Consider the following 12,066-nt stretch of genomic DNA (forward strand, 5'->3'; position numbering starts at 1 on the left):
GGCGAAAGGGTGTCGTGACAACGGGCCAGGTCCGCGTCACAGCCTGTCGCAACCCAGTCAACGAGGAGACCAAGACATGTCTGCAGTCGCACCCACGCGGTCCGAATCCACCACGGCCGAAGACACCCTGAAGCAGAAGACCCGCGATGCCGGCGTTATTTCCGGCGGCCACCTGGTAGCGCGGGCCCTGAAGAACGAAGGCGTCGACACCATCTTCACGCTCTGTGGCGGCCATATCATCGACATTTACGACGGCTGCGTGGACGAGGGCATCCGCATCATCGACGTGCGCCACGAGCAGGTAGCCGCTCATGCGGCGGACGGCTACGCGCGCCAGACCGGCAAGCTGGGCTGCGTGGTGACCACCGCAGGTCCGGGCTGCACCAACGCCGTGACCGGCGTGGCGACGGCCTTCCGCTCGGAAAGCCCGATCATCCACATCGGCGGGCAGGGTGCCCTGTCCCAGCACAAGATGGGTTCGCTGCAGGACCTGCCGCACGTCGACATGATGTCGCCCATCACCAAGTTCGCGGCCACCATCCCCAGCACCGAGCGCGTGGCGGACATGATCTCGATGGCGGCGCGCGAGTGCTTCAATGGCGCGCCCGGCCCGTCGTACCTGGAAATCCCGCGCGATGTGCTCGACCGCGAAGTCGATGCGGCGCGCGCCGTGATTCCGCGCCCCGGCCACTATCGTGCTTCCACTAAATCGATTGGCGACCCGAAGGATATCGAGCGCCTGGCCGACATCCTGGTCAATGCCGAACGCCCGGCGATTCTCTATGGCCAACAGGTCTGGACCGCGCGCGGGCACGAGGAGGCCATCGCGTTGCTCAAGGGCCTGGATATTCCGGGCTACTTCAATGGCGCCAGCCGCGGCCTGCTGCCACCGGGCGATCCGCACCACTTCGACCGCACCCGTACGCAAGCCTTCGCCAATGCCGACGTACTGATCATCGTGGGCACGCCGTTCGACTTCCGCATGGGCTATGGCAAGCGCATCAGCAAGGAGCTGACGCTGGTGCAGATCGACATGGACTACCGCACGGTTGGCAAGAACCGCGAAATCGACCTTGGCCTGGTGGGCGACCCCGGCGCCATCCTCGGTGCGGTGCTGCAGGCCGCCAGCGGCCGCATCAAGAACGACAAGCGCCAGGCGCGGCAGAAGTGGATGGGCCAGCTGACCGAAGCCGAGGCCGTGGCCACCGCCAAGCTGATGCCGCTGTTCCGCTCGGAAAACACGCCGATCCATCCGTACCGCGTGGCCTATGAACTGAATGAGTTCCTGTCGGACGACACGGTCTACATCGGCGACGGCGGCGACGTGGTGACCATTTCCGCGCAGGCGGTGCGTCCGCGCCGTCCCGGGCAGTGGATGGACCCGGGTGCGCTGGGCTCGCTGGGCGTCGGCACCGGCTTTGCCATCGCCGCCGGCCTGGCCAACCCGAACAAGGAAATCCTCTGCTACTACGGTGACGGCTCGTTCGGCATGACGGCGTTCGACATGGAAACCGCCAACCGTTTTGGCGTGCCCTACCTGGCGGTGATCGGCAACAACTCCGCCATGAACCAGATCCGCTACGGCCAGCTCGCCAAGTACGGCGACGAGCGCGGCAACGTCGGCAACCTGCTGTCGGACGTGCCGTTCTCCAAGTTCGCCGAAATGCTGGGCGGCTATGGCGAGGAAGTGCGCGAGCCGGGCAAGATCGCCGGCGCATTGCAGCGCGGACGCGAGGCGGTGCAGCGCACCGGAAAATCGGCCGTGATCAATATCTGGGTGGACCCGCGCGAGTACGCGCCGGGCACCAAGAACCAGACCATGTACAAGTAACCGGTGGCGAGGAGACAAACCATGAACAAGGCACTGGACGGTGTGCGGATCCTGGACATGACCCATGTGCAGGCCGGCCCTTCGGCCACCCAGCTGATGGCATGGCTGGGGGCGGACGTGATCAAGGTGGAGTTGCCGGGGCGCGGCGACATCACGCGCAGCCAGCTGCGCGATGTGCCCAACGCAGACAGCCTGTACTTCACCATGCTGAACTCCAACAAGCGCAGCCTCACGCTCAATATGAAGACGCCGGAGGGCAAGGCGTTGCTGGAAGACCTGGTGCAGCGCTGCGACGTGCTGGTGGAGAACTTCGGCCCCGGCGTGCTGGACCGCGCCGGCTTCGACTGGGACCGCCTGCAGACGCTGAATCCGCGGCTGATCTACGCGTCGATCAAGGGCTTCGGCCCGGGACCGTTCGCGGACTGCAAGGCCTATGAGAACGTGGCCCAGTGCATGGGCGGCTCGGCCAGCACCACCGGCACGGCGGATGGCGCGCCCACCGTCACCGGCGCGCAGATCGGCGACTCCGGCACTGGCATCCACTGCGTGGTGGGCATCCTGGCGGCACTGCTGCAACGCGAGCATTCCGGGCGCGGGCAGCGCGTGGAAGTGGCGATGCAGGACTCCGTGCTCAACCTGTGCCGGGTCAAGCTGCGCGACCAGCAGCGCCTGGCCGCCGGGCCGATGCGCGAGTACCCCAACCAGGAGTTCGACGACTTCGTGCCGCGCGCGGGCAATGCCTCGGGCGGCGGCCAGCCCGGCGCCGCGCTGCGCTGCGCGCCCGGCGGCGCCAACGATTACGTCTACGTGATCGTGCAGCCGCAAGGCTGGGAGCCGCTGATGCGCTTGTGCGGCAGGGAGGAACTGATCACCCATCCGCAGTTCGCCTCGCCGGAGGCCCGCCTCAAATGCCTGGAAGAGTGTTTCTCCATCATCGAGAAATGGACGCGCACGCGCACCAAGTTCGAAGTGATGGATGCCCTCAACGAGGTCGACGTGCCGTGCGGGCCGATCCTGTCGATGAAGGACCTGATCGAGGACAAGTCACTGTACGAGCGTGGCTACCTGGTGGAACTGGATCACCCGGAACGCGGCCAGTATGTGCAACTCGGCTGTCCGATCACCTTGTCGGCATCGCCGGTGGAGGTCGAGCGTTCGCCGCTGCTGGGCGAGCATACCGAAGAGATCCTCGACTGGCTGGGCCGCACGCCCGCGCAGATCGAAGCCTTGCGCGCCGCCGGGGCAGTCTGATGCCCTGAGCGTAGCCAGGAGAACTTCAAGCACTTCCCACAGTGAGTTTGCAAGCCGCCCGCCCTCGCGCTTTCGCGCAAGGGCGCGGACCGGCTCATCCCTATGCAATCCATGAACAGATGGAGACCTGACATGGCACACAACAAGGACGCGGTGCGGAAGATCCTCGCCGCCGTGAAGGAAGAAGGCCGCAACGCACTGACTGCGCCCGAAGGCAAGCTGGTGTGCGATGCCTACGGCATCTCGGTGCCGGGCGAGGGCGTGGCCAGGACCCCGACCGGCGCAGTCGAGCTGGCTGACAAGATGGGGTATCCGGTAGTGCTCAAGATCGTCTCGCCCGACATCCTGCACAAGACCGAGGCCGGCGGCGTGCTGGTGGGCCTGAAAAGCGCCGCGGATGTGGAGCGCGGCTACCTGACCATCGTCGGGAATGCGAAGAAGTACGACCCCAACGCCAGTATCGTCGGCGTGCAGGTGCAGCAGATGATTACCGGCGGGCAGGAGGTCATCATCGGCGCCGTCACCGATCCGTCCTTCGGCAAGCTGGTGGCCTTCGGCCTGGGCGGCGTGCTGGTGGAAGTGCTCAAGGACATTACCTTCCGCATGGCCCCGGCCAGCCAGGAGGATGCGCTGTCGATGCTCGACGGCATTGCCGCCGCCGAAGTGCTCAAAGGCGTGCGCGGCGCCGATCCGGCCAATCGCGAGGCGCTGGCCGGCATGATCCAGCGCGTGTCGGAGCTGGTGAGCGATTTCCCGGAGATCTCGGAGCTTGACCTTAACCCGGTATTCGCCAGCAAGGACGGCGCCATTGCCGCCGACGTGCGTATCGTGGTGGACTTCGCGCCGCAGCCGGAGCGCTATCGCCCCAGCCAGGAAGACATCGTCAGGCAGATGAACCGCATCATGCGTCCCGATTCGGTGGCCGTGATCGGCGCATCAAACGAGGACGGCAAGATCGGCAACTCGGTGATGAAGAACCTGATCAACGGCGGCTACCAGGGCAAGATCTACCCGATCCATCCCAAGGCTGGCGAGATCATGGGCATGACCGCGTACAAGAGCGTGCTCGACGTGCCGGGCGAGGTGGATGTGGCGGTGTTCGCCATTCCCGCCAAGCTGGTGGCGGGGGCGCTGGAAGAGGTGGGCGAGAAGCATATTCCAGGCGCGGTGCTGATTCCCTCAGGGTTTGCCGAGACCGGCAACGTGGAAGGGCAGGAAGAGATCGTCGCCATCGCGCGCAAGCACGATATCCGCTTGATGGGGCCGAACATCTACGGCTTCTACTACACGCCAAAGAACCTGTGCGCGACCTTCTGCACGCCTTACGACGTCAAGGGCAAGGCGGCGCTGTCGTCGCAGTCCGGCGGCATCGGCATGGCCATCATCGGCTTCTCGCGCTCGGCCAAAATGGGCGTTTCGGCCATTGTCGGGCTCGGCAACAAGTCCGATATCGATGAGGACGACCTGCTCACCTTCTTCGAGCAGGACGACAACACCGAGATCATCGCCCAGCACTGCGAGGACCTGAAGGACGGCCGCGCCTTCGCCGAAGCCGCAAAGCGGGTGTCGAAGAAGAAGCCGGTGGTGGTGCTCAAGGCTGGACGCACCAGCATGGGCGCGCGCGCCGCCAGTTCGCACACCGGCGCGCTGGCCGGCAACGACAAGATCTATGAGGACGTGTTCCGGCAGTGCGGCGTGATCCGTGCGCGCTCGCTGCGCGATCTGCTGGAGTATGCGCGGGGCATTCCGAAGCTGCCGACGCCCAAGGGCGAGAACGTGGTGATCATCACGGGCGCCGGCGGCTCGGGCGTGCTGTTGTCGGATGCGTGCGTGGACAACAACCTGTCGCTGATGACCATGCCGGACGATCTCGACGCGGCCTTCCGCAAGTTCATCCCGCCCTTTGGCGCGGCGGGCAATCCGGTCGATATCACCGGCGGCGAACCGCCATCCACTTACAAGAACACCCTGCGCCTGGGCATGGAGGACCCGCGCATCCACGCCATCATCCTGGGCTACTGGCACACCATCATCACGCCACCGATGGTGTTCGCGAAGCTGGTGGTGGAGGTGAAGGAGGAAATGGCGGCGCGTGGCATCGAGAAGCCGATCGTGGCCTCGCTGGCAGGCGACGTGCAGGTAGAGGAGGCAGCCGAGTACCTGTACGAACACGGCGTGCCGTCGTATGCCTACTCGACAGAGATCCCGGTCGCGGTGCTGGGCGCCAAATACAAGTGGGCTCGCGGCGCCGGCAAGATCTGAGGCCAAGACCCAGCGGCAAGGCCGGGCCCGCCGCGTGCGGGCCCGGCTTTCGGCAATGCGGGACAAGGGTGGACGCGGCCAGCATGCCGCGCCCGCCGGAGGAGTTGACTGTGCAAACGTGGATTCGCTTCCAGACCGGGGACGGGGAGATCGGTTTTGGCCGTATCGAGGGGGATCATGTCATCGAGTACGACGGCCCCGGCTACGCGCGGCCGGAACCCACCGGCGCGGCTTTGCCGCGCGAGGGGCTGCGCCTGCTGAGCCCGTGCGACCCGGGCAAGATCGTGGCGCTATGGAACAACTTCCATGCGCTGGCGCGCAAGCTCGAAAAACCGGTGCCGGCGCACCCGCTGTTCCTGATCAAGCCGGCGAGCTCGGTGGCGGGCCCGGGCGATGCCATCCTGCGGCCGCGCAGCTATGGGGGCAAGATCGTCTACGAGGGCGAACTGGGCATCGTGATCGGGCGCCGTTGCCGCAACGTGTCGCCGGAAGATGCCGCCTCGCATATCTTTGGCTATACCGTGGTCAACGACGTGACCGCCGGCGAGATCATTGCCGAGGATCCCGGTTTCCCGCAGTGGTGCCGCGCCAAGGGCTTCGATACGTTCGGCTGCCTGGGGCCGGCCATCGTCACGAATTTCGACTGGCGTGCCGCGTGCGTGGTGACGCGGCTGGACGGGGCGGAGCGGCAGAACTACCCGCTGTCGGACCTGATCTTCTCGCCTGAGCAGCAGGTCAGCCTGATCTCGCAGGATCTCACGCTGATGCCTGGCGACGTGATCGCCTGCGGCACTTCACTCGGTGTCGGATCGATGAAGGATGGCGCCGTGGTCGAGGTGACGATCGAGGGCATCGGTTCGCTGGTCAATCACATGCGCGGCTGAGCGGGTGCGCGGGCGCGGGCAAGGCCCGCGCCCGGCCGGCGTCAGAGCGGCAGTGTCAGCAGCAGGGTCAGGGCGGAGGTGTCGCGCAGCCGGACGCGCCCGGCCAGCCAGCGCAATGCGTTGCATGCCGCGGCGCATCCCTTGCGCAGGCGGCGGCTGAGCCCCAGCCGTGCAAGCACCCGCAGGGGGACATTCAGCACCAGCGGCACATGCTTGCGGCAGAAGGCGATCTTGCGCACATAGCCATCGACTTCCCACAGCCAGGTGGTGTCGGCGGGGAAATAGCCGATGTCGCCGGCCTTGAGCACATGTACCTGGCCGCCAGGGCTGGTTACCTTCACCTGCCCAGCCAGGATAAACACGGTTTCCTCCCAGCCGTAGTACCACTCGAAGGTGCCGGTGGTGCATTCCCAGATATTGGTGGATGCCAGGCCATCGATCGCGCCCGAGTGCTGGGCGGCATGCGTCCGCGGGGCACCGGTACGGATCCAGGATGGTTCGATCGGACAGTTCTGCAATGCAAGCGTACGGGAGCTGGCGAACGTCCCCTCGCGGCGCTGAGCGCGGGCACCGGCTGGTGCGCCGGCTTCGAACATGTTCTGTCCCATGCCAGTCTCCCTTCTAGTGCGTAGTGGGCAGACCATAGCGCGCCACGTTCGCCGGCGGAGTGCGCTGGCGCACATTCGGCGCGCGCGGATGGCTGCAGCCATGGTCCTGGGGGCGCGTCTGCGTAGGCGCCATGGTGCGGCCGCAATATGGCACGCGGCAGGAGAATAGGGCGCTTTCCCGCGCCCATTCTTCCTGCCGCGTCTTCTCGGGCTTCCGATGTCTCAGTTGGCTTTCTGGCCCATCGCGCGAAGGTAATCGCATTTCTTGTCGAGGATCAGGCGGCTGAGGAAGTCAGCATCGTAGGCGTTGAGCAGGTGCGCGTGGTACCGCTCGATATAGCGTGCGATCCGGCTCTGTTCGCATTCGATGCCGCACAGCCACGCGTACATCTCGCTGTCCCAGCGAAAGCGCAGGCCAAGCTCGGTGAATGCGGCGTTGTAGGCCGCGAGTTGCGATTCGTCGTGGGCGCGCGGGGCTACGGCGTCGGCATGGGCGGCGGGGCGGGCTTCGAACTGGACCTGGTTCATGATCGGACTCCTCGGGCGGCTATCAAAGGTGGGCCTGAGCTGAGGATAGGTTTGCCGATCAATTAACGATAATTAAAGTTTAACTGAATAACCATAACCTATCGTTTATGCTTGATCAGGCTGTCCACGCCGGTGATGCGCTGGATCAGGCTGGCACCTTCTTCCATCAGGAAATGCTTGAAGGCGAGCGCCACAGGTGGCAGCCGCTTGTTCTTGCGGTGCACCACATACCAGTTGAGCATCACCGGGAACCCCTCGATATCCAGCACGGCGAGATTGCCTGTCTGCAGTTCCAGCCCCACGGTATGCGCCGACAGGAAGGCGATGCCCATGTTGGCGATCACGGCCTGCTTGATGGTTTCGGTGCTCTTGATCTCCATGGCGATGCGCAGGTTGGACAGTCGTCCGGCGAAGCCTTCCTGCATGGAGTTCCAGGTGTCGGACCCTTTCTCGCGCGCGACGAAGGCTTCATCTGCCAGGGCCGCGAGCGGGATGTTGCGCTCGCCCACCAGGCGGTGGTTGGGCGCGGCAACGATGACATAGGGGTGGGGCGCGAACGATTCGCTGATGGTGTCCATGCCTTCCGGCGGGCGACCCATCACCGCCAGGTCGGTCAGGTTGCCGGCAAGCTGGTGCAGCAACTCCTCGCGATTGTGCACTGCGAGATTGAGCGTCACGCCGGCATGCCGTTGCATGAACTCCGCCAGCAACCGCGGAAAAAAGTAATCGCCGGCGCTGATCACGGCCACATTGAGCCGCCCGCCGGAAATGCCTTTGAGCTGCGACATGGCGTCTTCCGCTTCGCGGAATTGCTGCATGATGCTGCGGCTGTAGTGCAGCATTTCAATCCCGGCCGGCGTGAGGTAGATCTTCTTGCCGAGTTGTTCGAACAGCGGGAGTCCGACATGGCCTTCGAGCTGCCGCACCTGCGTCGATACCGCCGGCTGCGTCAGATGCAACTCTTCCGCCGCCCGCGAAAAGCTCAGGTGCCGGGCAACCGTCTCGAAAACCTTGAGCTGGCGCAGCGTTGCGTTCTTCATGCACTCATCCGTCCAATCTATAAGGGATCGTAAATGATCATAATAAAAAACTTTATGCTTAGCTGAACTTAGTTTGAACTAGCATCAGTCCACGGATGCACGTGCCGCAATGTCAGGCGCGCTCAATCAAGTAGTGACCAAGGGCTCCCCCTCACAGAGAAGCCTACCCGTCGCGCCGCAGAGCGCGATACGCACTATGCAGGAGACACGACATGGCGCATGACAATATGGCGGCCCCGGGCCGTTCGGGCTGGCTTGGCAATCGCTGGTTCCAGCTGGCAATCGGTGTGGTTTGCATGGGGCTGGTAGCGAACCTGCAGTATGGCTGGACTTTATTCGTGGGCCCGATGAATGCCAAGCACCACTGGGGCGAGTCCGCCATCCAGGTGGCCTTTTCCATCTTCATCGTGACCGAGACCTGGCTGGTGCCGCTGGAAGGCTGGCTGGTCGACAAGATCGGACCGCGGCCGGTGGTGGCGGGCGGCGCGCTGTGCGCGGGGCTGGCCTGGGTCATCAACGCCTATGCGACGAGCCTGCCGCAGCTTTACCTCGCGGCGGTGATTGCCGGCATTGGCGCCGGAGGCGTCTACGGTACCTGCGTGGGCAATGCGCTCAAGTGGTTTCCGGACAAGCGCGGGCTGGCCGCCGGCCTGACTGCTGCCGGATTCGGCGCGGGCTCGGCGCTCACCGTGATCCCCATCGCCAACATGATCCATCGCTCCGGCTACGAGCAAGCCTTTATCACCTTCGGCATCCTGCAAGGCGTCTGCATCCTGCTGATGGCCTTGCTGCTGGTCAAGCCGCGTCCGCCCGCCGGCGCCGTGGCCGCCAAGGCGGTGCTGACCAATCCCATCGAGTTCACGCCAGGGCGGATGGTGAAGACGCCTGTGTTCTGGGTCATCTATGCGTCCTTTGTGGCGGTAGCGGCGGGCGGCATCATGGCCACCGCGCAGTTGGGACCGATCGCCCGCGACTTCGGCTTTGCATCGATGCCGGTGACGATGCTGGGATTCACGCTGCCGCTGCTTACCATGACGCTGTCGATCGATAACCTGTGCAATGGCCTGACGCGGCCGCTGTGCGGATTCATCTCGGACCGCATCGGGCGCGAGAACACCATGTTCTTTATCTTCATCGGCGAGGGGCTGTCGCTGCTCGGCCTGATGCAGTTCGGCCACAACCCGTACTGGTTCATGACGTTCGCGGCACTCACCTTCCTGTTCTGGGGCGAGATTTTCTCGATCTTTCCCGCGCTGTGCGCCGACACCTTCGGCAGCAAGTTCGCCGCGGCCAACGCGGGCACCCTGTACACCGCCAAGGGCACGGCCGCGATGCTGGTGCCGCTGGCCTCGGTCCTGTCAGCGCGGGGCGGGTGGGACGCGGTCTTTACGGTAGCGGCGGCCGTGACCATCGCCGCCGGACTGTCCGCCAAGTTCGTGCTGGCCCCGATGCGAAGGCGGTTTATCACCGGACATGCCGAGTCCCTGGTGCCCGCAGCCGACAGCACGGCTTACCTGGCGGGACTCTCCCCCCGCAAGAGCGACTGAATCCCCAGCCGGGCCCGGACCGCGTCACGCGAATCCGGGCCCGATTGCCATCACGATGCGCCGCGCCGGGCAGCGCAAGGCTGTTTGCCGCGCCTCATGCATACAGAAGGGGTAATCATGAATATTTCGCTACCGCAGTTGAAGGCTTTTGCCGCCGTGGCGCGACAGAAGAGCTTTACCCGCGCTGCGGCCGAGCTTGGGCTCACGCAGTCAGCCATCAGCCGCAGCGTGCGCGAGCTGGAAGACGAGATCGACCAGCGCCTGTTCGACCGCACCACGCGCCAGGTCGAACTCACCGATGCCGGCGAGCACCTGTCGCAGCGCATCTGCCACCTGATCGAAGAAGTCGAGCAGACGCTGCGCGAGAGCCACGGCACTGGCAAGCCGTGCCAGGGCACCGTGCAGATTGCTTCCGATCCGGTACTGTCGTCGATGTCGCTGCCTGGCTGGCTGGCGGGTTGCCGCTCGGCCTGGCCAGGGATTGGCATCTGCCTGAAGGACCGCTCGCACGAGTCCGTGCTGCAATGCGTGCGCAGCGGCGAGGTGGACTTCGGCATCTCCACCAATCCGGAGGCGGGCGACGATCTGTATTGCGAAGCGCTGTGTTCGGACCCGTTTTACGCCGTGCTGCCTTCGCAGCATCCGCTGGCCTCGCGGGAGACGATAGGATGGGGCGATCTCAATGATGCCAACGTGTTGATGCTGGACCAGCACTCGGGGATCCAGCCGGCCGTGGAGCAGGCGTTTGGCGTTTATCACGTGCGGGCGGGGTCGCTGCAGGCGCTGGGGCATTTTGCTGCGATTTTCGGCATGGTGGCGTTGGGGCTGGGCATCGGGATCGTGCCGTCGCGGGCCAATTCGGCTGGCTTGAACCCAGCTGCGGTGATGCGGCCATTGCGGCCGCAGGTCACGTCTTCGGTGATGCTGGTGCGGCGCAAGAGCCGTTCGCTCAAGCCTAATGCCGCCGCTATCTGGGATGCGCTGCGGGGGATGGAGTATGAGCCGGCGTTGGTGGCGCGCGTGGGGTAGGGCGAAGCGGCCATCCCTGTGGGGAGCGGCTCAGGGGCTGTTGCGGAGATGCCAAACTTCTTCTGATATATTACATACAGGATATTTACACATAGTGCGCCGCAGCATATAATGAAAACTCCTACTCACCATCCTTACCGGAGTTTTCTGATGGACAGCGCCCTTCTTCTCGGTCTCGCCCTTGGCCTGGTTTCCTTTGGCGTCGGTGTCACCTTCCTGATCGCCACCCGCGTGCCGACCCTTGTGCTGGTCCGCGCCCAGGAGCACGGACGCTTTGCCGGCCTCGGCGCGTCGCAGGAAACGGCCGGTGTTGGCCGTGCCAGTCCTGCCGTCCCTGGCGTGAGCGTGGAACCCCGACTGGCCCGCGCCTGATGCTGGCGTGGTGCGATCGGCAGAGCCCGGCTGCCGATCGCTGCCGCTATGCTTTGGTCTTTGGTTGAGGTCTTACCCGCTAAGTAGGCCTATTGGCTTGTCTGCAGAGCCACCCGGGTTCCGTTTCCTTTTTCGTTCGATCCGATGTCCTGGCGCGCCGTTTGGTTGCGGCCATCTCTCGTTGCGCACTGGCCTGGGCACTGCCTGCGCTACGGGCACCCGCATGCATCATGCTTGCACCTCTCCGCTCTTCTGTTCTGAAGGGCCAGACATTCAGCACATTCACCCGTTCGCGAGCCTGACTTTATCTAGGGACTTTCCCGAGGGTGGCTCTTGACGCTTTGGGCCGGAGCACTCCGCGCGCCCCGTTTCTGATTGCGATTGCCGCTGTTCCCCACGCGCCATTGATGAGGCGCAGCGCCCTAAGTCATTGATCCGTCAGCAGGCCGTCCGGGCGTGGCCGCCTGCTTTGATGCGCGTGGCGCACGAGTAACCTGCGTGCCGCTTTCCGGTGCGCAGCCGCGGCGCCTGTCACGCGATTTCAGTGGATTCCGAGCCGCCCAAAAGCGTCTTGACTATATTGATATATCACATACTGTATAGCACTGAAACGACCGCAGTATCTGGAATGACGCACAGGAGCGCCATCCCGAAGAGGTGTCCGAAGACGCCCTTTCCACATAAGGCGGCCCTGCCCGCCGTAAGGAGACACCA

At 64.6% G+C, this 12,066-nt stretch carries 10 protein-coding genes; 7 read left to right on the forward strand and 3 right to left on the reverse strand.

From position 1 onward, the window contains the following. The first annotated feature begins 76 nt into the window (after positions 1–76). The 4 genes from CF70_RS07705 to CF70_RS07720 all read left to right on the forward strand — a co-directional run bounded on the left by CF70_RS07705 (position 77) and on the right by CF70_RS07720 (position 6,228). The gene (locus tag CF70_RS07705; RefSeq protein ID WP_035862722.1) at positions 77–1,831 is read left to right on the forward strand and encodes a thiamine pyrophosphate-binding protein; all 1,755 of its coding nucleotides are present in this window, start codon (positions 77–79) and stop codon (positions 1,829–1,831) included. Positions 1,832–1,852: 21 nt separating this feature from the next. Continuing rightward, positions 1,853–3,082, forward strand: a complete 1,230-nt coding sequence (gene frc, locus CF70_RS07710; protein WP_035862725.1) for a formyl-CoA transferase — start codon at positions 1,853–1,855, stop codon at positions 3,080–3,082. A 132-nt stretch (positions 3,083–3,214) separates the two neighbouring features. Beyond that, complete coding sequence (locus CF70_RS07715; protein WP_035862727.1) at positions 3,215–5,344, forward strand: acetate--CoA ligase family protein; 2,130 nt, start codon at positions 3,215–3,217, stop codon at positions 5,342–5,344. 110 nt (positions 5,345–5,454) lie between these two features. Beyond that, positions 5,455–6,228 (forward strand): fumarylacetoacetate hydrolase family protein, encoded by a 774-nt coding sequence (locus CF70_RS07720; RefSeq protein WP_035862902.1) that lies wholly within the window; start codon positions 5,455–5,457, stop codon positions 6,226–6,228. A gap of 41 nt (positions 6,229–6,269) precedes the next feature. Here CF70_RS07720 and CF70_RS07725 read toward each other — a convergent pair whose 3' ends face one another. The 3 genes from CF70_RS07725 to CF70_RS07735 form a co-directional block, all read right to left on the reverse strand. Continuing rightward, positions 6,270–6,836: a cupin domain-containing protein gene (locus CF70_RS07725; protein ID WP_235184935.1), complete on the reverse strand. Its 567-nt coding sequence runs from the start codon at positions 6,834–6,836 to the stop codon at positions 6,270–6,272. 222 nt (positions 6,837–7,058) lie between these two features. After that, complete coding sequence (locus CF70_RS07730; RefSeq protein ID WP_035862730.1) at positions 7,059–7,364, reverse strand: hypothetical protein; 306 nt, start codon at positions 7,362–7,364, stop codon at positions 7,059–7,061. A 98-nt stretch (positions 7,365–7,462) separates the two neighbouring features. After that, the gene (locus tag CF70_RS07735; protein ID WP_035862732.1) at positions 7,463–8,404 is read right to left on the reverse strand and encodes a LysR family transcriptional regulator; all 942 of its coding nucleotides are present in this window, start codon (positions 8,402–8,404) and stop codon (positions 7,463–7,465) included. 212 nt (positions 8,405–8,616) lie between these two features. Between CF70_RS07735 and oxlT the strand changes: the two genes are divergently transcribed. The 3 genes from oxlT (at position 8,617) to CF70_RS07750 (ending at position 11,352) form a co-directional block, all read left to right on the forward strand. Next, complete coding sequence (gene oxlT, locus CF70_RS07740) at positions 8,617–9,951, forward strand: oxalate/formate MFS antiporter (protein ID WP_035862734.1); 1,335 nt, start codon at positions 8,617–8,619, stop codon at positions 9,949–9,951. A 117-nt stretch (positions 9,952–10,068) separates the two neighbouring features. Continuing rightward, the gene (locus CF70_RS07745; RefSeq protein ID WP_035862736.1) at positions 10,069–10,980 is read left to right on the forward strand and encodes a LysR family transcriptional regulator; all 912 of its coding nucleotides are present in this window, start codon (positions 10,069–10,071) and stop codon (positions 10,978–10,980) included. 150 nt (positions 10,981–11,130) lie between these two features. Then, the gene (locus tag CF70_RS07750) at positions 11,131–11,352 is read left to right on the forward strand and encodes a hypothetical protein (protein WP_035862738.1); all 222 of its coding nucleotides are present in this window, start codon (positions 11,131–11,133) and stop codon (positions 11,350–11,352) included. The last annotated feature ends 714 nt before the right edge of the window (positions 11,353–12,066 follow it).

Source organism: Cupriavidus sp. SK-3 (genome assembly GCF_000611145.1).
GTDB lineage: Bacteria > Pseudomonadota > Gammaproteobacteria > Burkholderiales > Burkholderiaceae > Cupriavidus.